This window comes from Leptospiraceae bacterium, from assembly GCA_016708435.1.
In the GTDB taxonomy this organism is placed as follows: Bacteria; Spirochaetota; Leptospiria; order Leptospirales; family Leptospiraceae; genus UBA2033.
Map to the genome: position 1 here is coordinate 16,533 of JADJFV010000022.1, position 25,155 is coordinate 41,687.

Sequence of the window (25,155 nt, forward strand, 5' to 3'; positions counted from 1 at the left end):
CTCCTGATTACTGTTTATTTATTAGAATCACAAAAAGATTAACCCACAAAAATAAATTTTACCTAAAACTTCAAGTTAATTTTTTAAAAAAAACTATTTTACGGTCTTCTATAATTTATTGAACTGTGAATTATGATTCATTTAATTTTAGACAGGTGATTGTCCCAAATAGGATAATTTTTGATACGCTTCTGCAAAATCTTTGAAAAAACTTATTTCATCTCTTGCGTATAATTCAACTAGACTCTTTGTTTCATAGGTATCAAGCAAGGCTACATCGGAATTTAAAATGCCAAGACTTTCATTTCGAGAGCCATTACAAAACTCTACAAGATTCTTATAGTAGGAATTTGAAAATTTATACAAATCACCTGTGAGAGGTTTACCATTTGCCATTCCAATCGTATGCGCACCAGAAAGAATGACTAAATCACGCGCTCCCATACCCATATGAGAAAACCGATCCAACAATTCGCGAATCGTTAGATCAGATGACAGAAAATGCATTCTATTTCCAGCATTAGTTGCATCAACACGTCCTGTTTTTAAGTAAATCTTAGGTCCACCTGTTTTATACACAGCAGTAGCACCACTAAATGAAATTACATCTGCATAGGAAACGAGAAATCCATTTTGCTCCATTTCTTTTTTTACAGACTCCAGCTTTTCAAAGTAGGGTTTAAGTGTAAGATTTTCTTCTCTTTCTAACTCAAAACGAAGAGAGCCATTAGCTCCGCCTGTATTCGTAACTACATCAAAATTACCGGCATCATGAAATGCTAATCGTAAGAACTTCGGAGCTTCTTCTATGCTCATTGCTTGATTCAAAAACTCGTTCAATAGATCTGCGGCTAATCGATGTTCTGCTTTCAAAGACTTAATTTCGTATAGCCGGTATTGACCAGTTTTACCCTTTAGCTTTGTTTCAAAGATTCGTCCGCGGTTTACGCAGGACTTTACTATCTCATACATATCGCTTGAAATTAAAAAGGAAGCGCCAGCCTTTTTAGTTGTAGACTCAATTCGACTAGCCATATTGACCGTGTCACCGATAGCGGTAAATTGTCGTTTACTGCGATGCCCTAATTCACCGAGTATAGCGTTTCCAAAGTGAATGCCAATTCCAATTTTAAACTCCAGGTCAAAGTGTGACTTTAAATAATGATTCAAATCTCGAAGAGAATCAATCATTTGCAAACCGGCTTTTATTGCCTGTAAGCATACATCTACCTGATTGTCCTGTTTTAAGCCAAAGATTGCCATTAGCCCATCGCCAATGTATTTATCTATGTATCCGTTATTATCTAAAACAGCGAGCCCCATTCGATTGAAATAGCGATTTAGTATATGAATGGAATCGTATGGCAATGCCTTTTCCGAAAACGTGGTAAATCCCCGTATATCGCTAAAAAGAACTGCTACTTTTTTTTCGCGTCCTGTAGTTTCTCCTTTTTCCGAAATAGCAATGTCAATATCTTCCTTGTCGATAACTAAACGACGAAGCTTTACATCACCAGTAATTCGAGTTTGACAGGCAAGGCGGATATTCTCTTCAAATCCTTTGGTTGCGGCTAATTTAGATTCTGCTTCATTTCTAGGTTTTACATTCTGTAGATTTTCTAGAATGATAACACGACAAGTAGAACACCTGGCATTGCCGCCACAGGCATGAACATGAGGAATTTGATTTTTTAGAGAAATTTCTAATAGAGAAAGACTGAAATCATCTTCCGTTACGTTTTTATCATCTAGAAAATAGATTTCAGTCATACTGTGTTTTTTTTGAAATCCCCCCTGCCCCCTTTGCAAAGGGGGTAATCGTAATAAGTCTCACTTGGAAGAATTTCTTCTTAAAGGAAAAGACTTCCAACTTTCACGAGCATCCCCCTTGCTAAAGGGGGAAAGCGGAGCGAGGGGGATTAAGGTCTTTCTAAAAGAATAGAACCAGCAACACCACCACCTGCACAAATACAGTTTACTGATCGTTTTGCGCTCGGGTTGAGTTTAAAGTTCATGATTTGGTTGAGTAATACGCGAAGTCCGGTTGCTCCGAGTGGGTGACCTAGAGCTAAAGTTCCACCGTTTGGATTTACACGTCCACCTTCTTTGTCTACTGCTTCTAAATCAAAGCCCCATGATTTTTTGATTTCTCTCATAGTTCCCATTGCAGTAGCAGCAAATGCTTCGTGAATCTCAAAATTATCTACGTCTTTAAAATCTAAACCTGCAGATTTGATTGCTTTGTTCATAGACCAAGCCATACCAACTCCCATGATAGAAGGATCAACTCCATACATTCCCCAACCGGTAATCACAGCTTGCACTTCAAGACCTAGTCTAGCTGCTTCTTTTTCTGTAGTTACAAACATAGCTGCTGCTCCATCAGAACGAGGACAAGCATTGAAGAGAGTAACCGCTGCTTCGGTTTCGCCTTCGACGTATGGTTTACCAATCCACTCACCGTATTTTTCATAGAACTCTTTGATGCTCATGAACTTGGAATCAAAGATTGCTCCTGCTTTACCAAAACGAGCTGGATTTTCTACCATTCCAGTTTTGGACATAATGAATTCGTCATCTTCGAGAAGAGTTCCGTCAGTTAGTTTAACAGGCATTTGGTATTGACGATAATTACCCGCTTTAATAGAATCGAGTGTTTTTTTGTAAGAACGATAAGCGTAATCATCTAATTCTGCTTTTTTGAGACCGTAACGTTGTGCAACAACCTCGCCTGTCATAGCCATATTGATTTTACGAATTGGATCATTTAATCCTTCATCAATAGAATCAATTACTCGCACACCAAGAGCTTGTGCTTCACCCCAATTTTTCATCAATTTATCAACTGTATCGAGTTTAGTAACTGATTTTGCACCTTCTACAATGAATGCACCTTGTGACATAGATTCAAGACCAAGGGCTAAATAGAATTTTCCTTCCCCTAGCATAATTCTTCTAGCTGCATCTAGGACTGCCTCCAGGCCAGAAACGCAATTGTTCGCCACGGTAAGAGCAGTTGCTTCTAAAGGAATTCCTGCACGAACAGAAATTACACGTGCAACGTTTGGAGTATATACACTTTGACTAATTTCACCTGCCACGACTCCATCAACTTCTAGTTTGGATACTTTACTACGGGAAAAGATTTCTTCGGTTACTCTGTAGCCTAATTCTGCAGAAGGAATATCTGCAAGTGACTTGCCTGCCTGACCAATCGGAGTTCTAATTCCCGATGCCAGAACGATTCTTTGGTTATCAAATGTTGTAAATTTCATGATATAAGGTTATCCTTTGTTTATTTGAAAAGGGCATATAGAATACCAGCCAAAAGAACACCTGTGTGCCTTGTGGCAAATTTTACCATACAAGCCCGCAACTAATAAAAGGATTTAATGCAAGGTGAATTCGTCTAGTGAAAAATGGGTCTATTTTTCCCACTCAGACATTTTTTTCAATAAGTCATGAGCGTCCTCTGCATTTACACCGTATTGGTGGTAGATATTCTTACCCGTTCTATCAAATACGAACAGAGCCGGTTGCCCCTCCACTGCCAACTCACCTGCTAACTTTAAGTCCGGATCTAAAAGACTCTCATATTTGATTCCAAATTCTTCTGCAATATTTCTTATCTCTTCATTCGTCAAACCATGATCTGTATTCACACCCAGAAATACAAAGTTGTCTGGATTTGACTTTTCATGTAAAAGTTCGATTACGGGTGCCGCTTTTCGACATGGCTCGCACCAACTTGCCCAGAAGTCTAAAATTAGAATTCTTCCTTTATAATCTTGAATCTTATGTGTCTTGCCACCTAAATCTTTCAATTCAAGAAAAAGATAAGGCGCAGTGAACTCTTCTTTACACGATAGGGAAAATAATAGAACCAAAATAAGTAAAACTTTCTTCATCTTAAAAACTTTTTCTTGAATGCCATCCGTTGTAAATCAAGAAATAACTCACACAGAAATAACTACTCTAAATTTCGTACCGGTCCAGGGCAGAATCTCAAAGCTGTTTCCTTTTTTTTGAGTGAGCATCTTTATTAAAGTAAGACCAAATCCTTTCGAATCTTGGATGGTGAATTCTTTTGATAAACCTACCCCATTGTCACTAACGGTTAATTCTAGATTACCACCTTCTAATTTTTTTACACAGACTATGATAGTTCCTTCCTTTTTTTCCGGAAAGGCATACTTGAAAGCGTTCGTGATTAACTCATTGATGATGATGCCCACTGAAAAGACAGATTTTGAATTCAGACTAATATTCTCGATATGCTTTTCGATTTTAATTTTTGCGGGGCTTGGAAAGGAAAGCATAACTTGATCGAGTAAGTCATGAAGATATTCCTGAAGAGAAATATTCTTATAATCGGTTGATTTAAATAATTTATCGTAGATTAACATCATACTTAAAATTCTATTCCTTGCTTCTTCTAAAGATTTACTTACTTGTGGATCATTCACATAATCCGCTTGCAAACTAAGAAGGCTGGAAATAGACGCCATATTATTTTTTATTCGGTGATGGACTTCCTTTAATAATATCTCCTTTTCGATGAGAAGAGATTTTACTTCCTCCTCGGCTTTCATTCTTTCAATTTCCGTTTTGTGATTCTGAACTGCAAGCCCAGTCATACGAGAAAATTCCATTATAATATCAAATTCTGAGCGATTGGGTAGCTTGGGCAAATTGTAGTAAGCCGCAAAGGTTCCAAGAACACTTCCTGAATCATCTTTGAAAGGAAAAGACCAACAGGCTCTCAAGTTGGCTTTCTCTGCAAGCTGCGTATAATTCTTCCAATAAGCATGAGTTTGAATATCTGCGACAATCACCAGTTCACCAGTAGCCGCGGCAGTCCCGCAGGAACCTACACCAATACCGGATTGAATTCCTTCAATAGCTTCATTGTAAAAATTAGGCAAACTCGGAGCCGCTCCTTTTCTTAATTTTCCTTCCGAGTCTAAAAGTAAAATGGATGCCTTCATTTCCGGATGAATAGATTCAATTTCACTAACAATTTCTTCTAGGATTAGATACAGATTTTTCTTTGCAATCATTGCATCTAGAACATGATTGCGAGCAATTTGCAAAAACTCGAAATGTTTCTTTTCAGTAATATCTGTATGAGTCCCAAGCATCCTTGTAGGCTTACCGTCGGTATCCCATTCTGCAATTCTACCCTGCGACAAAATCCATTTCCAAAAACCATCTTTTGTTCGTTGTCTAAATTCAACATTATAGTCTTTTCGCTTGCCTTGCACATAATCAGTATAAACCTTATAGGTTGCATCCCTATCATCTGCGTGCATCCTGTTTTTCCAGTTTAGATTGGATTCCTCGAAATCTTCTAAATCAAATCCGAGCATCTGTGCATAAGAGCTATTTACCTTTGCCTTTCCCGTTTTTAAATCTAAATCAAATAATCCCTGATTACCCGCCAAGAATGCAAGCCTAAGCCTTTCCTCTTTTTCTTGCAGCAATCGCTCATTTGTGCGACTTTTAGTCATATCCTGAAATGTGCAGATTACTTGCTTTATTTTATTATCTGTGTCTAATTCTGGTTTTGCGTTGACTAATAACCATACTCTATCGCGTGTATTCGGTCTATAAACACCCATTATAACATCTACAACAGGCTTTCCTGTTCGAATACAAACCGGGACTGGATGTGTCTCACCCGGAAAATCTGTTCCATCTTCATGAATCACATTCCAATCTTTATCAAAAGATGTCTTCCCTCTCATCTGATCTGAGGATAATCCAAGAAGCCGCTCAGCAGCAGGGTTATTCACTAATATTTTAGAATTTGAATCCTGAACCATTACGCCCACATCTAGATTCTCAATTAAAGCTTGAAATCTAAATTCTACATTTCTAATTTCTTTCTCGTGATTTTTTCTTTCTGTAATATCTCTTGCAATGACGAGGACTGCAAAAGACCCATTAAACTCTATTGGATTTGCAGAGATTTCCACATCAATGATCGATTTATCCAATCTAATAAATCGTTCTTCTAGAATTGGAGCATTCTCTTTTTTCGTATAGAGATCTCCAACCCGATCATGAACTTGACCCTGATACTGTGGATGGACAAAATCGAATATATTTTTCCCCTTCAAGTCTTCAAATGTATTTGCCCCTGCCAATTTTAGACCTGCTACATTTGCGTAAATGAATTTGAAATCTCTATGAACAAAAATAGCTTCGAGCGAAGATTCTACCATAGCGCGATAACGTTCTTCGCTTTCTTTTACTTTTTGTTCTAATTCTTTTTCACGGTTATTCTTTATTACCCTATGAGTAATATTTCTAGAGACTGTCTGCATTTGAATGACTTTTGTCTTTTCTAAATTCCAGATTGATTTAGGAATGGTTTCTAACCACACATAGTCGCCATTCTTCGCCAGGATTCTATAGCTAATATAAAGACCATCATCTCCTACTTTTACTTTCTCATGGGATTCTTTTTGAATTCTCATCATATCGTCCGGGTGAAACAACGCATAAGGACTAACACCGATTAGCTCTTCTGGCTTATAACCAAGAATTCTTTCTACGGAAGGACTTAAGTATAAATACTTTCCATCCAAATCATGCAAAGCAATGAGATCGAGGGTATTTTCGGCAATCATTTGAAACATCTCTTCTTTCTGCTTGGTTTTCTTATGCATATTGAATAACTCAAAAGCCATTTCAATGGAAGAAAGTAATACAAACTTTCCAGAATTCTTAATAACATAACCATAGCGGGTAATATTTCTTACCTTCTCGACTAATTCCTTTTCCGAATGGGATGTCAAAAATACGATAGGAATTTCAATTAGATTTAAAATCTTTCGAGCAGTTTCTGTTCCATCAATGCCGGGACCTAAATCAATATCCATTAGAATTAAATCGAAAGTGTCCGACTGTATTTGTTCAACAGCTCTTTCGCCAGTTTCAGCAATTGAGACTTCATATCCATTGTCTTCCAAAAGCTTCCTGTGGGCTGAAGCCATTACACTATCATCCTCTACAATAAGTAGAGATTTCACGAAATCATTGCTCATTTTTTTACAATAGCATAGTTTAATTTCTTTGAAAGAATAAATTAACTAAATACGAAAAAACTGTTTTACTTTTCAAAACTCTTGACTCAATATTCCTAGATAAATAAAAAGTTCTAATGAGCAATTGTCCTAAATGTAATACCCAGTTAACTCCTAATGCAAAGTTTTGTTTTTCTTGTGGCAATAAAATGCCTGATGCCATTTCAGACCTAGATCAAGACTTAGAATTTCTAAAACGAACTCTAGAGCCTAAGTTTACCCATATAGAAAAAATTGGACAAGGAGGAATGGGCTCAATCTTCCTTGGCGAACAAGTGTCTTTAAATCGAAAGGTTGTGATTAAACTACTCAATGCAAATCTAGCTCTAGATACTGCACTCGCTAATAACTTTTTGAAGGAAGCACAAATAGCGGCTAACGTCAAGCATCCCAATATTGTAGAAATGGTCGATTATGGAAAAGCAGAAGGCAGACCTTTTTTTATCATGGAATATGGAGAAAAAGGCTCGCTTGAGAAAGTCCTTTCTGACCTAAATGCTCACCATAAAAAAATGCCGAGTCTTACTGTGTGTAAGTCTATGATAAAAATTCTTCGCTCCCTTGATTTTGCTCACTCTAAAAATTTATTAGCTCATAGAGACATTAAACCGCATAATATAATTCTACGTGAATCGAATGATGTATTTATCAGTGACTTCGGAATTGCAATTGATAAGACACAAAAGAAAAACACAATCGAAAAAGGCGGAACTTTAGAGTATATGAGTCCGGAGCAGATACAAAACTCCAAAGACATAGACCAGAAATCTGATATTTATTCACTCGGAATTTTATTTTTTGAAATGCTTACTTGTAGCCTGCCTTTCGAATCCTTAGACAAAGACAAATTGACAGAAATGCATTTAACAACCAGTATACCCGACCTGAAATCAAGATTAACTAAAGAAGATCTCAAAAAAATTGAAAAAGAAGAAATGAATCTTGATGAGTTACAAGTAATTATCCGCAAAGCCTGCGAGAAAAACAAAGCCAATCGTTACTCTTCCTGTAAGGAAATGGCAGATGCAATCGAATCTATCGTTTTGCGAATAGAAGAACAAAAATCAGAGTCCTTTAAAAAGAATAGAAAACTAATTGCAATGTATGCGATTCTAACCGGTAGTCTTGCAATCTTAATCAGCTATGGAGCTGCGCGATATTTTATTACTGAGACCTGCGAGAATTGTTGCGTAATCGGGGATTGTAGAGATGGCAAAGGCAAATATATATATTCCCCACAAAATCCAAATGACCCAAAGAACATCTATATAGGCGAATTCAAGAACGGAAAGAAGCAAGGCAAAGGAGAATACTTTATGTATTCCGTAAAAGCAAAGTATGAAGGAAGTTTTATAGATGGAGAGTTTTACGGATACGGGACATTAACCAACTTCGCGGATGAAAAACTAGAAAAATACAGTGCGCATTATGCAGGCTATTTTAAGAACAATCAACCCGACGGTCAAGGCGCGTATTTTTTTAGTGATGGCTCCTATTTTGCCGGTCAATTTGTAAAGGGAGAACCCGATGGCAAACATGGAATCTTCTACACCAGAGACCAATCCCTTTACAAAGGAGATATCCGCTTAATCAACGGAGAAATGATCCCGGAAGGAAAAGGCACCATCCTTCTTCCCGGTGCAAGGGTATATATCGGAGATTTCCACAACGGTAAACTTGACGGAAACGGTAAACTCATCCAAAGCGATGGCACTGTCATCAGCGGGCACTGGGAGAATGGTAAGATTATTATGAAGAAGAAGTAAATGGGTTAATCAGTGGATTAAAGATAAGATTTTCTTGCCAGTAGAGTAAAAAGGGGTCGTTTTACGATCTCCCTTCCCCTCAACAAACCGGATATGCAGAGATCAACGCAGATGATTAAAAAAAGCAAAATCTCCTCCTGCCCTCATGATGGGTTTCAAAAACTTTAAGCTTGACGAAATGAAATGCTTATTTTGTAAATGAGCTTGCAACCCATGAATCATTCAAATCTACAAACAGTGCCTCTTAGATATATCCAGGAATTTAAAAGTCTAGCTTCCGTTTCCCTTAAAGGGGAAAAATTTACACATATGAAAATTGTCGTAGATGATTTCAAAAGAAGATTTAAACAGAATGGAGAAATGGAAGCAGTCAAGTCCGTTGATCTGGTAACTGCCGCCTACCCTTTAGAGTTTGCCTATGCGGGAGCGGCTATCGGGATTAACCCCTTTGTCAATATTCTAAACAGACTTGTGCTTGTAAAATTCAAAGACTTCAATGGTCATTCCAAAATACTAGCCTGGGAACCGACCGTTCGAGAAGGCTCAGCGAAAGCTCCTTTCTTTAAACAATTAATCAAACGTTATGGAGAATTTTTATCCTATAAGGTTCTAACAACTGAGTTTAATACCTTATTATCCGCAGTTAGAAAAGCAGGCATTGAACCGGAAGATGTTGACTATGTAAGCTTTGATCATCTACATGTGCAAGACCTTCGTTTGTTAATGGGGACAACTCGTCCGATGCCAGGCGAGACAGAAAATAGAAAGCCATTCTTCCCAAATGCAAAATTTATCTTTCAAAAAAAAGAAATGGATACTCTTCGTTCTCCTCATCCAATGCAATGGGCTTGGTATGTAACTGAATGTGTGCAGGATTTAGATGAGAGAAACCTAATTCTAATCGACGGAGACGTTGAACTAGGGTATGGAATTGCCCTTATCCACACACCGGGGCATACAGACGGTAATCACAGTCTTTGCATTAATACTCCGGATGGAATATGGGTTTCTTCCGAAAATGGAGTATCTCTCGATTCTTATTTTCCCGAGCATTCTAAAATTCCAGGTCTCAAAGCCTATGCAAAATTCTATAACCGCGAAGTAATCCTAAATGCAAATACGCAGGAAGACTCTCTAGAACAATACGACTCTATGGTAAAGGAAAAACTTCTCGCTGATGTAAACAAACGCGATCCTCGCTTTAAAAACATCCAACCTTCCTCCGAAGTCGGAAAGTTCTACCGGCATTGGCCTGTTATCCCCCGCTTTCAAATGGGGGGAATGAATTATGGAAAGCTATAACTCAAAGATACTCTCTATGATACTATTAAACATACTGTTTAAATTTTACAAGTATAGAGGAGAGTATCTTTGATAGTATCATTCATAGTAAGGTTCATACATCGCCCTCTCAGGAAACACCAAAAGATATTTACCACGAAGAGCACAGAGAACACGAAGAATATAAATTGAATTTTATTCCTTACCTTCGTGATCTTCGCGCTCTTCGTGGTAAAAAAATCTTAATTGTATTGCGTTCCCGTATCGCAAGATTATCTCTCGCCCAAAGCCTCTTTCACATACTTCACAATCTCCTCATTGGTAAAAGTATTCGACGGAAGTGTATGCAAATACCAAATCTCGGTATGAGTAACCGATTCCTTTTCTTTTAAGCGAATGAGTGGACTTAGGGTTTCTAGCTCTACGAATTTTTTATTGATAAATACTTCTACGCGGGAATTCCTATCGGGATAAGAGCGAGTAGCCGTTATGGAATATTTTTTGATAAACAACTGATCGTCTAGAACATAAGCCGCCCAGAGTTTTTCCCCACCTACTCCGATTTTTTGAGGTAAATTGCTATTTTCTTTTTTTTGCATTACTATGAATTCTTTTCCCCATAGATAAGTCGGATCAGTCATATCCGTATATGTCCAGAGATGAATAGAATCCGTCGCGAGCAAATTCTCAGAATGAAGTCCTCTTTTGGTGAGCGGCAAAATGGCTTTACCCGCTAAAGGTAGAACTGTAAGTGCCCAGGCTGACACTCTTGTATCAGTCTTACTTTTATTAGTCAGTCTATGCACTACCCGAAGAGAATTTTCTCCATTTGGATAAATTTCCATTTCCTTTAAAAGGGAATTTAACGCATCCAGTTTGGAAATTCGGATATAATCTTGATTATCCTCTATGCTTACTTTAGAATTTTCTGGCGAATACGTAAGTGTCCTATCTTCAGGAGCACGCCAGAGTCTGTGACCACCAAAGTTTTGCCAATTTGGTGCGCTTCTATTTTGGATTTGATCTTCTATTACTCGAAAAAGATTTGGTTTACCTATTTTAGAAAAATGTAAAATTCTAGGTCCAATTTCCGTTGGGATTAGAAATTCTAAATTTCCCATCTTCACTCGCCATGAATTTTCAAGTCCCATAAAATTTTCTTTTTCTATCGAATACTTTTTGTTAGCCTCTTCTGCGAAAAGACTAAATGATATTATTAATAATAAAATTATATATTGTTTCATAACTATGGACTACTCCTGTCACCTCGAACTAGCATCTTCCGAGTTAGCGCCGTGAGAGGTCTATCAAGCTTCCCGCGATGAAATTTTGCTCCAGTGTGCATTCGAATTTAATCGTTTTATTGCCAGATAGATTTCTCACATCTACTCATTTACCGAGTCACAAACCCAACAGTCAAGCGATGTTCGAAATGACAGTATAGATTCATAACTTAAAGACAATAATGCCCTCTTATCTATTTACCTAGACAATATTCATAAATCGAAAATCCTTGCAATCATGAAACCTTACGGAAAACCTTTTTATATTCTTCTATTTAGTTGGATGTTTTCCGCGTTTGGGTTTGCTACCATGCTTCCTTTTCTATCTATATTTCTCACCGAACAATATGCGTTATCCGTTGCAGAGGTAGGAATCTTTTTTATTTTAACAGCCTTTTTTCGTTCTATATTTCAAGTATACAGTGGAGAAATATCTGATCTAATAGGCAGAAAGAATATAATGTCTTACTCGCAGATACTACGTGCAATTCTGATTTGCATCGCAGTCCTATGCATGAAACTAGAAATGCATTATATCTATGTTGTTTCTTTTTTAGGTCTCAGCTATGTATGCGCTTCGATGTTTCAGCCGGTGGCACAAGCTGCGCTTTCGGATCATTTACCGCTAAATGACTTCATTCATGGATTTAGTCGCATTCGTGTAGCCGGAAATTTTTCCTGGATGCTAGGTCCGATTCTCGCGGGCTATTTGGTTAAAATTTCTTTCTCGTCTTTATTTCTAATTTCCGGACTTTTCAGTCTAATCGGTGCTATCCTCATTTCCAGACACTATATTGATATTGTAAAATTGGACGATAAAAGAACTCGCTCAAATATTTTGACTATAGCAGAAGACAAACTTTTTCTAGTCTTCTGTCTAATTTCATTTTTCCTCAGCATTACCATTTCGCAAATGTTCTCCTCTCTCTCCGTGTTCTTGAGTTCCTATAAAAAATTAGATGCAAGTCTCATAGGCTATATCTTTGCTATCAATGGCTTTACTGTTTTTCTATTTCAAATTCCAGTCTCACGTTTCCTCACAAGTAAAATTAGACCGTTATACGGCATGTCTATCGGCTCCTTTCTTTATATGAGTGGCTATCTACTTGCAGGCTATGCAAATTCAATTTATGCCTATGCTGGAATTCTTTTTTGTATTTCACTCGGCGAAGTATTTGTAATGCCACTCTCGCAAACAAGCGTAGCCAAACTTGCACCTGAGAAGATGATCGGGCGATACATGGGACTTTATGCAATGACGGCTGTGGCAGGTTGGTCAGCAGGTCCTTATATTGGCGGGAAAATTTTAGAATGGGTTGATTTTAATTTTCAAATAGCCTGGCAAATCATTTCTCTCTTTGCCCTCTCAGCGGGTGTCGGCTACACTCTATTAGATACAACACTTCGAATTCGTGGTAGCCTAAGAGAGATGTAATCAAATAAAAAAACCATTTGACTAATACGCGAAGGTAGGGGTAAGATTAGGAATGATTAAATTTTTATTCATTTCATTAATTATTTATCTTATATTCAGATTTATTCGCGGTTTATTCAAAGGAATCTTTTTTTTCTCCCAAATCCAAAACCCACAAGGAGAAAACCAGGAGAGCCGTCAAAATCCATTCATTTACCGTTCAGGCAGTCGTGAGAAAGATATTTCAGATCGAGCAAGAATTCTAGATGAGGATAAAAATGACGGGGAAAAGGCAAAATTATCCGATTCTTAAACCTAGGAGACAATTTCTTGATACGATTACTTTTTCTAATTACTCTTGCGTTTTTCATTAACTGTGGTCCTTCGAAAGGGGAATTCGGTTGGGCAACTACTCAAGATGAAAACAAAAGCGTGTTAGAGCGTGAGCTCTATATGGTAACTGATTTTAAGATGACAAGGGTTAATTTAATATTTTCCCCATCAGATACTATTCATTATATCTACACCTTCTCCCGTCATCCCGGAGAAGGCGTTGAGTTTGTAGTGACACTCGAAAAAGAATCCATGGGATTTGTAGAAATAGATCTTAAGAAAAAGATGCTCGAAGCAGAAACTAGTTCCCTCAAAGACAGATTCATTCGTTTAAGTCCCGGCAAATACCGGTTACAGGTTGCCTTCGAAGAAGAAGTAATGGATAGCATAGAATTTGACGTTCTTCCCGAAGAAGGCTATTCAGTAGAAAGCCCAAACATCGACAAAGACCAAGAAGAAAAAGACGATATTATAAAGTATTCACGCTAGGGATTATGTAAAAGCAAAGAAGGTTTTTTCACAATCCCGAAACAGATGATTCAATAGACTAGGAACCCTTCTTCCATTGAATATCACGATGTTGGATTGGGGAAAATCCTTGAATTCGTTTATACGCTTTTGAAAATGCGAAGGCAGATGAGTATCCTACTGCTCGAGCCACTTCTTCTAACGACATACGGTCATCGGCTAATAGTTGTTTACCTTTTTCTATTCTTAATCTTGCTAAATATTCCATAGGACTAGAACCGAGTGTTTCTTTAAATCTGTTTGCAAGCGTTGCGCGAGAAATTCCAACTCTACCAGCTAAAGATTCTATAGTCCAGCCTTTGGAGTGATGTAAATGAAGTGATTCTAATGCCAGTAAAATTTTATCATCTTTTAAGGCAGAAAGCCATCCAGGTGTTTCAGATGGATGTGTTTCCATCCAGTGTCGAATCACATAATACAAGAGAATATCTGATAATTTTTGAAGCAAAATATCTGAGCCTATTCCTCTATCCAATTCCTGTGAAATTAAAACTAATGTTGTTTGTAAAGGATGATGTGTAGGAATTTCATCGGAACGAATGAGGATAACATCCGGTAACTCCAAAAAGAAAGGATGCATCGGTGCATTTCCGATTTCATAACGAACTGATAAAAAACTTGTAATCGGATTTCGATTTTCTAAAATTTCTTCCGCAATCTCCTTAAACTTCTTTATATCCATTGCCTTTTGATTTTCATGTGAGGCTAATTCATGTATAAACCCTCTTGCCATAAATACGATATCACCCTTTGTCAATAAAATAGATTTAGATTTGTATCGGACAAAGCACTTTCCCTGAGTGACTATATGAAATCCTGCACTTTTTTCACAGGGAAATTTTAATCCCCATGGCTTATAAAATGAATTTCTTGCAAGTAAATTTCCTTTCCATCTAGAATCATTAATTATTTCTGAAAGTATATCCATAAGTTCATTTTGAATCTGAATATCTAAATGTCTATATATTTATACGATTGGATATTCTTTTTTTTCTTATGGATATTCTCAGAAAAGAATATTAGTGTCTAATTCTGTACACAATTAATTAATGTAATCTAACTAGGAGATTTAAATGAAAGTTTTTGTTTATGGAGCAAATGGAAGTATTGGAAGTAAAGTAGTAGAAGGACTTTTAGAAAAAGGTCATGAAGTTTACGCAGGAAGTAGACACCCAGAAAATGGAAGAAAAGCGGCTAATCTACATTGGGTTTTCGCAGACGCACAAAAACCAGAAGAAGGACTTTCTGTGTTAGAAAAAGTAGAAGCAGCTTTTTTTATTGCACCACCGGGCCTAACAAACCAGTATGCGATACTAAGTCCCTGGCTTACAAAAGCAAAGACAGTTAAGTTAAGTAAATTTGTATTAAACACAGCTATGGGTGTAGAGCACGCTCCTCCTGAAGCACCATTTCGTAAATTAGAATTAGAATTAGAAAATTCAGGTTTAAAATACAATATCATTCGTCCGAATTGGTTTATGCAAAACTTCCAAACCTATTGGATTGGTGGAATTCTAAAAGATAAAAAGATTTTTTTTCCAGGTGGTGATGCAAAGGTCAGCTTTATCAATGTAAAAGACATTGCGGCAACTGCCATTACCCTCTTAACTACGAATGCAAACGACAACAAAGCATTCGCACTAACAGGAAAAGAAGCAATCAATCACTCAGAAGTAGCGGCTAAGCTTTCTAATGCGACAGGATTATCTATTGCTTATGTAGATATTACTCCCGAAGAATTTAAAAAGGCATTACTTACAGGTGGCTTACCGGAAGACTACGCTGACTTTATGAATTACATTGCGGCATCTTTAAAACAGGGAAATGCTTCTCCTATCGTTGATTCGGTAAAACAAATCACAGGTAAAGATCCAATTTCCTTTGACGATTATGCAAAGGAAAACAAACAAGCCTGGTTAGGGTAAAACTAAATTAGCCACAGAGGCACGAAAAATACCTTTCTGTCACCCCCGAAATTTTCTGTCGGGGGTCTCAACTTCTTGAGAGCCCCGACATCGCTCAATGTCATTAAGTTAAGATAAAAGAAAAAAGAATTCACCACGAAGGGCACGAAGAACACGAAGAAAAAAAGGATTCCATCATAAACCCCTTCGTGAACTTCGTGCTCTTCGTGGTGAAAAACTCTTATCTTAATGACATTGGGCGATAGCGGGTGGAATTTCGGGGGTGACACATTAAATCACACCTATAATTCTTTCACATAATAATTGTATGTCGCAAGAGTCGTCGGGTGTATAGGATGACTCTTTTCTAATAACTCTTCCATTACTTTTTTCGATTTTAATACAATCCCAAACGCTAATTTCTTTTCAGTCTCACTAAGCCAATTTGCATAGTGAGTCTGCCTCATAGCAAAATCAGACCCCAAAAAATCAGATACAAAAAGTATTTGATCGAGTAGAGCTAAATTCTCTCCTCCCAGCGTATGATTTTTCACTGCCGAAAGAATTTCTTCATCGGCAAATTGGTATTTATCGCGCAAATAATACTCAGCGGAAAACGGATGGTAGGCGGGCTCTGGCAAAATAGTAAAATCAAATCCATGACGATGAAATATTTCTATATGAAAATCCTTTGTCCTTTGTTTGGTGATATCATGCAAGATTCCAGCAAGAAAGGCTTTACGTGGCGAATAAAATCCATGCAACGAAGAAAACCGTTCCGCTAATTGTGCTACCCGAATCGAGTGATAGAACCGAGAATGCGTTACTTCCTCTGGCACTAATTTGACAAAGTATTCAATTTGTTTTTCTAAATCCATATAATTCTTCTTCTTCTATGTAATGTAGTATTTGATTGGTTAAAAATGCATTTCTCTTATGATGTGGCAAATCACGAATTACCGATGAACTCGCCTCTATTAGTGGATTGTCTACAAATACAATTCTTTCGGAAAACTCTTTTAGTTCAAAAGACAATTCAGTTTTATTCCCTAAGTCTCTATCAAAGATTAAAAGCTTTGTAGACTCTAAGATTTTTTTATACTCTTTCCAGAGAGGAAATTTCTTTAGATTATCAATTCCAATGATAAAATACAATTCCTCATTTGGATATTTCTCATGTATAAACTCAATGGTATCAATCGTATAACTTGTTTCTTTTTTAAGAATTTCTACATCTTCCACGACAGTATTCAAGATAGATTTTTCCTGAATTAAAATTTCTAGCATTGCGATAATATTTTGCTCGCTAGCACCCTTTGTTTTTTTAAAAGGAGATATATAATTCGGAACTAAAAGGAGTTTTTTACATTCAGGAAATATATTCCAGAAATGCAAAATAACTCCTAGATGACCAATATGAGGAGGATCAAAACTTCCCCCGTAGATACCAATCATTAGCCTCTGACTTGTCCATCCCCGCGTAGAATTGTTTTTGTAGTAGTTAAATGAACTAATCCCATAGGACCGCGAACATGCAGTTTACCCGTAGAAATTCCAACCTCAGCGCCAAATCCGAATTCTCCCCATCATGAAAACGAGTAGAGCAATTTACAAAAAGAGCAGCAGAAGCTAATTGAGTCAAGAATTGCTCGATACTTTTGTGGTCTTCTGAAAGAATTGCTTCTGAATGTCCGGAAGAATACTTTTCAATGAACGTAAAGGCTTCTTCTATATTCGATACAGTTTTAAAAGACAAACGTAAATCCAAAAATTCTAGCGCATACTCTTCATCAGTCGCTTTCTTTGCATCGGGGAATAGCTTTAAAAGTGGCTCATCTAACAGTAATTCTACGCCCTTTGCTTTGAGAGCTGATAATAAATCCTTTGTGCGAGGGAAGTCTTTATGAATGACAACATTTTCTACTGCATTGCAAACTCCAGGGCGTTGCGTCTTTGCGTTTAATAGAATATTAACCGCCTTATCAAAATCAGCCGAGGCATCTACAAATATATTGCAGACTCCTTTATCATGCTTCACGACAGGAATTTTAGAATTCTCTGTGACAAAGCTAATAAGCCCTTCTCCGCCCCGAGGCACGACAATATCAATTTCTTTGTCTTTTACAAGTAAAGATACGATATGCGCTCTATCTGTCTTATCTACAAATAAAACTGCGTCCTCTGAAATATTTTTTTTATTTAGCACATTCTTAAAAATATTGATTAGAACTAAATTGGAATGTATCGCTTCACTTCCACCGCGTAAGATTGCTACGTTTCCAGATTTAAAACAGAGTGCTCCAACATCAATTGTAACATTCGGACGTGACTCGTAGATAACAAGGACTACGCCTAAAGGCACACGCTTACTAACTAGTTCAATTCCATTCGGCAAATGAACTCCTCTTACTACCTCACCAATTGGATCGGGAAGAGCCGCAATTTCTAAAACAGAATTCGCTAGAGATTCAATTCTTTTTTCGTTTAGTAAAAGCCTGTCTAAAAGAGCTGGACTTAGATTTTTCTCTTTGCCAGCTGCAATGTCTTTTGCATTTTCCGAAATGATTGATTCTTTATTTTTTAAAATATCTTCTGCTAGTAGCCTTAATACTTCATTTTTAAAACTAGATTTGAGTGTGCGGATTTCTCTCTTAGCCGCACTTGCTTTACGTGCAATTGTATCAGTGTATTCTTTTGAATCGCTCATTTTAGATTCCTTCTTCAAGATTGTATATTTTGGATGTGGCAGTGGCAATGCTTCTTGTTTCAATATAAGAAGTAATTGCGGATAAGACTGTGTTAAGCGCATTACGGGTAATGTTTAATTGCCCCGCAGGAGTAGTATCGAGTAAATGAGAAACAGTTGAATAAAAAGAATCTCTCGCAAGGAGTGCCGATCCAGTTAGAATTCCATTGACCATTTTATCATTTACATCTATATTGTCTTTGTCAATTCCAGACAGACAACGCAGGAAGTTTTCTTCATCGGGAACAATTTCTTTTGCTTTTAAAAGATTAAAAATCATTTCCGTTTGAATTCGATTATTCAGAAAGTATTCGATGGCAAGGGCAGGAATCATTAGCCTTCCTTGAAAAAGCGAAGCCATAAAAGAAACCGAAGCAGTTTGCAAAGCTGCCACTTCTACCACAAAATTTGGGTTGTCCAAGAATGGAACGATTCCACGCGGTGGCTCTGCTGCCATTTCATAGTATCCACTCGTAAATAGAATAAAATCATTGAGTGATTTAAAAAAGACAACACTCATATCTCTTAGAGAATCTGCTTCCACTTTTTCTGGTTTTGTAATTTCTTCCATTTTTACTGCCTATCTCTAGAATTATAATAAGGGCAAAAAAATAAACTAGAAAATAATTCTCGCTTGCAAACTAAGGAATCGAAAAAAGTCTAAACGTGTATGGCAACTATTGATATTAAAAACCCAAAACAAAGACAAATTTCTACCATTGCCCTTTTAGAACAAATGGAGAAACAATACAAGAATATCCCGATGGAAGCAATTCTAAAACAAGACGTGCTTCGAATTGGAATTAATTTTTCTCCAGAATCCCTCACTGGCTCAGAGTTCAAATCGAAAGACTACTTTATTTTTTCCTTCGATCATATTCCTGTCGCGGACATGGAAAAAGGCATCGCTTACAAAACTCCCGAAGAGATAAAAATATCAGGAGGACATTTTAATTTATTACCAACAGTAATATCCACGCGCAATAATCCTGAATCTCCTTACGTAGTGCGGCTATTCGACAATAAACCCTGCCTATATATCGGCGAAGTAAATCTCGGCTCTTTAGAATTTCCACCAATTCCAAGTTGGTATAAACACAAAACAAAGAGCGGAAAAATTCCAGGAGAAATTGCACCTGTAATCGAATGGGGATATCTCATTTACCTCACAGTATTTCGTAATTGTCAATATTTCGGAAAAGAAGAAGAGTGCGCCTATTGCGATATTAACCACAACTACCGCCAACAAAAAAATGCAGGTCGTCCTTACACAGGCGTAAAAGACATCGAAGACATTATCGAAGTCATGAGTTGGATTGACAAAGAAGACAGCGTTGCCAAAGTCTACACAATCACCGGCGGATCGGTATTAACCACACTCAAGAAAAAAAACGAAGTCGACTTTTATTTAGAATATCCAACTGAAATCGAAAAACATTTTCCGGGACGTTGGATGGGTAAACTAGTCGCACAAGCATTTGAAAAAGAAGACTGTAAAAAATTCGCAGACGCAGGCATTAAAGTCTATCATCCTAACTACGAAGTATGGGATCCAAATCTATTCGATAAAATCTGTCCGGGTAAAGCTTCTTGGATCGGACGGGATACATGGATTAGGCGCATCGTTGACTCCGCAGAAGTATTTGGACCTTCACACGTCATACCAAACTTCGTAGGTGGAGTCGAACTCTCCGAACCCTACGGTTTCGCAACAGTTGCCGAAGCAGTCAAGTCAACCGGCGAAGGTTTAGATTTTTCATGTCAAAAGGAATCATGCCCCGCTTCACTGCCTGGTGCCCTGAGCCTTACACAACGCTAGGAACACAAGCAGGTCCCCCACTCGAATATTTTTGTGAACTCCTCACCGTATGGAAAAATACATTTGAAAAATACAATCTTCCGGTTCCTCCCGGATACGGCGAACCCGGTCCGGGTAAAGCGGTGTTTTCCGTTTCTGCTTTTATGGATGTGATTGGGTATAAGGGAAGAGCTTAAAGCACAAACTTCAAAATCTCTTTTTGTAAAATATTGGAACCATGTCGCCAGTTTTGGTTCCAATCTACACTGCCGTTAGCCCCTACATAATTTGTGATATAAAAAAATGCCGTGAAGGGAATAGAAAGACGAGTAGCGACATAGGCAATTGGAAATGCTTCCATATTTTCTAGATCGACGTCATAGAGGGAATCCACTAATTCTTCCATTGTAAGGTCTACAAGAGTAACGTAATTAGTAGAATTGGTGATTGCCTCGACTAGTTTTTGATTTTTTATAAAGGGAGTAAATCTCGGGTCTGAGTCGGTTAATAGATGTTTGCCTATGACGTCAGGCACTTTTGCCATTCCTTTTATTTCTGCGATGTCTCTATATACAAATTTATTTGAATAAGCAATGTCGCCAATCTTCCGCTTCGAATGGCGATAACATCCAGCCGATCCTAGAAATACAATCGATTTAATGTCTTTCATCTTCGATAAATATCTTTGCAGGTTATATAAAGTATCCATAAAACCAACGCCGGTATTGTATACTTTGAGATTGGCATACTTACTCAAATGATCGGTTTCCCCCTCAAAGGCACCGCAAAATAGTATGTTACTCAAATCTTGCACTTATACATTCCTCGTTAGTTTCTTTAATTCATTTAAGATTTGCAATGCTTCGATAGGAGTAATACTTTCAATTTGAATTTTTTCTAACTCGCGGATAATCTTTGTTTGCTGGATGTTTGCTTCTGTTTCTTTTGGAAATAAAAGAGGCTCTTCTACTGGTTTTAGTTTAATTTCTTTTTTCTTGGATTCAAGACCTTCGAGTAAAATCTTAGCACGCCCAATGATTTCATCGGGCACACCGGCAAGCTTTGCTACATAGATACCAAATGATTTCTTTGCTTTACCCATACGGACTTTTTTCAAGAATATGATTTCTTCTTTGTCTTCTACTGTATCCATATATAGATTAAAAATGCCTGACTCTTTTTCTAGTTGGGTTAACTCATGGTAATGCGTTGCAAAGATAGTCTTGGTCTTTGTTTGCCTTTCGGCTGATAGATGCTCTAAAATTGCCCATGCAAGGCTCATTCCATCATAAGTGGAAGTGCCGCGTCCTATTTCATCAAATAATACAAGGCTATCAGGAGTTTTATTTTTTAGGATATGAGCTGTCTCTTTCATTTCAACAAAGAACGTAGACTGACCAGTTGTAATATCATCCCCAGAACCAATACGTGTAAATAGTTTATCCACTATAGAAAGATTTGCTTTCTTTGCGGGAATGTAAGAACCCATTTGAAAGAGTATCTGGCAAAGAGCGATTTGGCGCATATAGGTAGACTTACCCGCCATATTCGGACCCGTAAGAATTGCAATAGAAGAATTGGTTCTATTGAGATAAACATCATTACCCACAAACCTTTCGCCTATCTTCATAAATTTTTCAATCACAGGATGACGGGCTTCTATTAAACTTAGTTCGCCCTTCTCATTCATTTCAGCGGCTACCCAGTTATATTCATCTTTACAAGCACAAAGAGAAAGCGTATAGTCAAGTTGTCCAATTTCTTTTGAAAGTGCGATGAAGCTATGAAATTCCTTTAGAACTTCTTGCATCATTTTTTCAAATTCTTCTTTTTCGATGGATTGTATAATTTCATCTGCTTCAAGAATAGTTCTTTCGATGTCTTCGAGTTCAGCAAAAGTAAATCTCTCGGAGGTAACGAGTGTTTGCTTCTTTTGGTATCGCGTTGGTGCAAGCTCTGAGTCTTTTCGCGATAATTCAACATAGAACCCTACTACTTTATTATAACGAATCTTAAGTGTATTAAGCCCTAGCGCCTTACGCTCTTTATCCTCAAGTGCAATGATCCAGTCTTTTCCTTTCGTCTTTGCTTCTCTGGCTCGATCAAGTTCAGGGTTAAATCCAGTCTTTAAGAAAGCACCTTCTCCTCCGAGTATGGGAGGAAGCTCATTTTCCGAAAGTCTAGCGGCTATAAAGGAGTAAACGTTATCTAGTTTTATTTCCGGAATTGTAAATTTATATTCAATTGCTTTTAATGAAGCCTGAATTGATTTTGCAATTTCGATTGTTCTAAGAATAGTTTTAAAATCACGCGGTAAACCCTTTGCGCCTCTGAATCTAGAAATAATTCTTTCTATATCTGCAAATTCAGAAAGCTCTTCAGAGAGTTGGTGTTTTATTTTTTTATTTGCATCTAGGATTTTAATTTGATTCCAGATAAATTCCAGTGCAGTTTTACTCTTTAATGGAAATAGAATTTTGTTTTTTAATACACGTTTTCCTATTCCAGTATGACATTTATTTAATACAGTAAAAAGAGAATGATGCTTACTTGCTTCATTTTGGTTTTCGATTAGGTCTAGATTTTGGACTGTGTCTTCGTCTAACTCCATGTAATCGCTATCATCCATGATGACAGGATTCTTAAAAACAAAACTACTTTTCTTAAAATTTCGATCGATTATAAATTGAATCAATACTTCGAGATTAGAAAACTTTGCAGTCTTATCGGCTTTACCAAAATCAATTTCCGATTTATTTAGAATTGTATTTACGCAAATATCTTCGAAGTGAAAATTTTTCCAATACTCTTCTTCTTCTTTTAAGAGCATAATTTCTTTCGGTTCAAATTTACGAATCGTTGCAAATAAATCTTCTCTTGCTTCTCGTGCAAAACTAAAATAATATAAATCTCCAGTTGATATATCTGCGAAGGCAACAAGTATTTGGCGCAAATCAAACAAAAAAACGGCAAAGTAATTATTATTATATGACCCAATTAGGTTTTCTTCGATTACTGTGCCTGGAGTCACAATGCGAACGACTTCTCTTTGGAGAAGTTTCACATTTGGGTCTTCTGATTTAATCTGCTCACAGATGACTACTTTTTTTCGCGCAGTGATAAGTCTTGAAATGTAACTTTCCGTTGCATGGTAAGGAATTCCACACATTGGAATTTGATTTTGTCTTTTAGTGAGCGCAATATCAAGAATAGCCGAAGCGGTGATTGCATCTTCCATAAACATTTCATAAAAATCCCCCATCCTAAAAAATAAAATTCCATCGGGATGTTTTGATTTTATTTCTGCAAATTGTTTCATTGCAGGCGTTGTTAATGGATCAGATTCTTTTTGCATTTTTTATAAATTCTTCTATTAATTTAATATCTTTCTCGCCAGGGCTTGTTTCTACACCAGATGCAACATCAACACCAAATGGTTGTAAAACACTAATTGCTTTACCTACATTGGAGGGCTTAAGTCCACCGGCTAATAGGTATTTTCTTCTCACTGCTTTTGCATTTTCCCATTCAAATACCTGTCCACTTCCACCGCCTAGTCCTTCTTTATAACTATCTAAAATTAAAAACTCGGTTTCATACTCTATAAATGACAAATCATTAACAGGCTCTTTAACCGAAACCTGCGGAATTAGTTTTTGATTAAAACTTCGCAGCAAATTTAGATTCAAAGTATTATCATGGGCAACAAACTGAACAAAGTCAAACGGAATTTTACTTAGAATCTCTCTTATTTGAGTTTCGGAATTTTGATAAAACAATCCAACAACCAGAAGAGAATGATTGCTCCTTTTTTTGATGGATTCGAAAACTTCCATTCCTTTCTTTAAGTCTACGCTACGTTTGCTGACCGGAGAAAAATTGATACCGATATAATCTCCACCTGAATCGATTACGCTCATAGCCGTATCAATGGTTTTGATTCCACAGATTTTTACTCGCACTGTCATTTAGGAAACAATGTATGGAACGCTTCTACAGACAAGTTTTTTGCAATTTACAGTGCAAAGTTTTTTTTATTGTAGGAATTGCAACTAATAGGATAAGTGGAATGAGCATGAGGCGGTTTATGAAACTATTTATTCCTTTTTTTATTCTATTCTTTTCGTTTTGCAATTTTAAAAAAGAGCAAAACCAAAATCATCCTGTATCTGACAGAAAGGAGACTGATATGCTCCTATTAAAGCTATATTGGTTTGAAGGCGATGTTACGATCCAAAGGAAAAATGCCAATGTGCCTGTGCAAACTGATTTAGAATTGGAAAAGGATGATTTAATTAAAACAGGTGCAAATGGCTCTGCTGAACTTTTGCTCGGAATCGATCATCACATAAAGCTTGGGAATCATTCTGAAATCTCTGTTACAAATCTTCTAACAACAAATGGGGAAACAACTTCAAGCATTTCGCTCAAATCAGGAAAGGTATTAGTCATAGCTAATGCTGACAGCCAAGAGGAAATTTCAATCCTGACTCCAAATACGCTCGCTAATACAAAAGACAGTATTGTTCTTGCTCAAATTATTCCCGACAATAAAAAACCAAAAGGCACTGAATGTGATAAAAATTCCTGCTTCACAAAACTCGCTGTTTTAAATGGCAAATTACATGTTAAGCAAGTCGGAAATGCAAGTGACTTACTCGTAGAAAAAAAATTTCAACTCACAGTTGGCAATGAATCAGAACTTTCGCAAAACAAGATTTTACCCCTCGATAGAATTTCTCAGTCTGACGCAAAGAATATGCTTGCATTTCATGCTAACGAGCCAGTGGTTGAGCAATTGATTTTACAAGAATACAATTCAGCGCAAACTTTTGTTAAGCCACAAATAGTAATAACGAATAGGAATGCTTTGAATAAGAAACCTTTGCCGCCTACTCAGAAAATACCAAAAAAGCCAGCCGCAATTAAGAAACCGGCTAATCAGAAGAAGCCAGTATCAAAAGATATTCATAGAGATAGACTCAAGTTAGAACCGAATAAGAAATTCTAG

19 protein-coding genes and 2 pseudogenes are annotated in these 25,155 nt (G+C 37.1%); 8 read left to right on the plus strand and 13 right to left on the minus strand.

The window, feature by feature from the left end; genetic code table 11:
• Window positions 1-147: 147 nt before the first annotated feature.
• The 4 genes from IPH52_18345 to IPH52_18360 all read right to left on the minus strand — a co-directional run bounded on the left by IPH52_18345 (window position 148) and on the right by IPH52_18360 (window position 7,052).
• Window positions 148-1,770 (minus strand): 2Fe-2S iron-sulfur cluster binding domain-containing protein, encoded by a 1,623-nt coding sequence (locus tag IPH52_18345; protein MBK7056971.1) that lies wholly within the window; start codon window positions 1,768-1,770, stop codon window positions 148-150.
• A 149-nt stretch (window positions 1,771-1,919) separates the two neighbouring features.
• Window positions 1,920-3,275 carry a thiolase family protein gene (locus IPH52_18350; protein ID MBK7056972.1) on the minus strand — a complete coding sequence of 452 codons (1,356 nt, stop codon included), beginning with the start codon at window positions 3,273-3,275 and terminating at the stop codon, window positions 1,920-1,922.
• Window positions 3,276-3,425: 150 nt separating this feature from the next.
• On the minus strand, window positions 3,426-3,908 hold the full coding sequence (locus IPH52_18355) for a TlpA family protein disulfide reductase (protein ID MBK7056973.1): 483 nt from the start codon (window positions 3,906-3,908) through the stop codon (window positions 3,426-3,428).
• Window positions 3,909-3,956: 48 nt separating this feature from the next.
• Window positions 3,957-7,052 (minus strand): PAS domain S-box protein, encoded by a 3,096-nt coding sequence (locus tag IPH52_18360; protein ID MBK7056974.1) that lies wholly within the window; start codon window positions 7,050-7,052, stop codon window positions 3,957-3,959.
• A gap of 116 nt (window positions 7,053-7,168) precedes the next feature.
• Between IPH52_18360 and IPH52_18365 the strand changes: the two genes are divergently transcribed.
• Window positions 7,169-8,857 (plus strand): protein kinase, encoded by a 1,689-nt coding sequence (locus tag IPH52_18365; GenBank protein MBK7056975.1) that lies wholly within the window; start codon window positions 7,169-7,171, stop codon window positions 8,855-8,857.
• Between the two features lie 198 nt (window positions 8,858-9,055).
• Window positions 9,056-10,159, plus strand: a complete 1,104-nt coding sequence (locus IPH52_18370) for a hypothetical protein (GenBank protein ID MBK7056976.1) — start codon at window positions 9,056-9,058, stop codon at window positions 10,157-10,159.
• 251 nt (window positions 10,160-10,410) lie between these two features.
• Here IPH52_18370 and IPH52_18375 read toward each other — a convergent pair whose 3' ends face one another.
• Complete coding sequence (locus tag IPH52_18375; protein MBK7056977.1) at window positions 10,411-11,382, minus strand: hypothetical protein; 972 nt, start codon at window positions 11,380-11,382, stop codon at window positions 10,411-10,413.
• 277 nt (window positions 11,383-11,659) lie between these two features.
• Between IPH52_18375 and IPH52_18380 the strand changes: the two genes are divergently transcribed.
• From IPH52_18380 to IPH52_18390, 3 genes are read left to right on the plus strand one after another with little or no spacing between them, the layout of a single operon-like run.
• Window positions 11,660-12,856 carry an MFS transporter gene (locus IPH52_18380; GenBank protein MBK7056978.1) on the plus strand — a complete coding sequence of 399 codons (1,197 nt, stop codon included), beginning with the start codon at window positions 11,660-11,662 and terminating at the stop codon, window positions 12,854-12,856.
• A gap of 52 nt (window positions 12,857-12,908) precedes the next feature.
• On the plus strand, window positions 12,909-13,148 hold the full coding sequence (locus tag IPH52_18385; protein MBK7056979.1) for a hypothetical protein: 240 nt from the start codon (window positions 12,909-12,911) through the stop codon (window positions 13,146-13,148).
• Window positions 13,149-13,165: 17 nt separating this feature from the next.
• A complete protein-coding gene (locus IPH52_18390) occupies window positions 13,166-13,657 on the plus strand; it encodes a hypothetical protein (GenBank protein ID MBK7056980.1) in 492 nt (163 codons plus the stop codon).
• Between the two features lie 58 nt (window positions 13,658-13,715).
• On the opposite strand, the gene IPH52_18395 is transcribed toward IPH52_18390, so the two are convergent.
• On the minus strand, window positions 13,716-14,624 hold the full coding sequence (locus IPH52_18395; protein MBK7056981.1) for a cupin domain-containing protein: 909 nt from the start codon (window positions 14,622-14,624) through the stop codon (window positions 13,716-13,718).
• A 145-nt stretch (window positions 14,625-14,769) separates the two neighbouring features.
• On the opposite strand from IPH52_18395, the gene IPH52_18400 reads away from it, so the two are divergent.
• On the plus strand, window positions 14,770-15,621 hold the full coding sequence (locus tag IPH52_18400; GenBank protein ID MBK7056982.1) for an NAD(P)H-binding protein: 852 nt from the start codon (window positions 14,770-14,772) through the stop codon (window positions 15,619-15,621).
• Between the two features lie 281 nt (window positions 15,622-15,902).
• Here IPH52_18400 and yqeK read toward each other — a convergent pair whose 3' ends face one another.
• The 4 genes and pseudogenes from yqeK to IPH52_18420 form a co-directional block, all read right to left on the minus strand.
• Entirely contained in the window at window positions 15,903-16,478 is a 576-nt protein-coding gene (yqeK, locus tag IPH52_18405) for a bis(5'-nucleosyl)-tetraphosphatase (symmetrical) YqeK (protein ID MBK7056983.1), read from the minus strand.
• Window positions 16,456-17,055 carry a nicotinate (nicotinamide) nucleotide adenylyltransferase gene (nadD, locus tag IPH52_18410; GenBank protein MBK7056984.1) on the minus strand — a complete coding sequence of 200 codons (600 nt, stop codon included), beginning with the start codon at window positions 17,053-17,055 and terminating at the stop codon, window positions 16,456-16,458. The genes yqeK and nadD overlap by 23 nt, the downstream gene beginning before the upstream one ends.
• Window positions 17,055-18,307 (minus strand): annotated as a pseudogene (locus IPH52_18415) (glutamate-5-semialdehyde dehydrogenase). The gene nadD and the pseudogene IPH52_18415 overlap by 1 nt, the downstream one beginning before the upstream one ends.
• Before the next feature lies 1 nt (window position 18,308).
• Complete coding sequence (locus IPH52_18420; GenBank protein MBK7056985.1) at window positions 18,309-18,917, minus strand: hypothetical protein; 609 nt, start codon at window positions 18,915-18,917, stop codon at window positions 18,309-18,311.
• A gap of 108 nt (window positions 18,918-19,025) precedes the next feature.
• On the opposite strand from IPH52_18420, the pseudogene IPH52_18425 reads away from it, so the two are divergent.
• Window positions 19,026-20,341 (plus strand): annotated as a pseudogene (locus tag IPH52_18425) (radical SAM protein).
• Here IPH52_18425 and IPH52_18430 read toward each other — a convergent pair.
• From IPH52_18430 to IPH52_18440, 3 genes are read right to left on the minus strand one after another with little or no spacing between them, the layout of a single operon-like run.
• The gene (locus IPH52_18430; GenBank protein MBK7056986.1) at window positions 20,338-20,958 is read right to left on the minus strand and encodes a hypothetical protein; all 621 of its coding nucleotides are present in this window, start codon (window positions 20,956-20,958) and stop codon (window positions 20,338-20,340) included. The pseudogene IPH52_18425 and the gene IPH52_18430 overlap by 4 nt on opposite strands.
• Complete coding sequence (mutS, locus tag IPH52_18435; protein ID MBK7056987.1) at window positions 20,959-23,499, minus strand: DNA mismatch repair protein MutS; 2,541 nt, start codon at window positions 23,497-23,499, stop codon at window positions 20,959-20,961.
• Window positions 23,483-24,112, minus strand: a complete 630-nt coding sequence (locus tag IPH52_18440) for a phosphoribosylanthranilate isomerase (GenBank protein MBK7056988.1) — start codon at window positions 24,110-24,112, stop codon at window positions 23,483-23,485. Before IPH52_18440 ends, mutS begins: the two co-directional genes overlap by 17 nt.
• A 119-nt stretch (window positions 24,113-24,231) precedes the next feature.
• Between IPH52_18440 and IPH52_18445 the strand changes: the two genes are divergently transcribed.
• A complete protein-coding gene (locus IPH52_18445) occupies window positions 24,232-25,155 on the plus strand; it encodes a FecR domain-containing protein (GenBank protein ID MBK7056989.1) in 924 nt (307 codons plus the stop codon).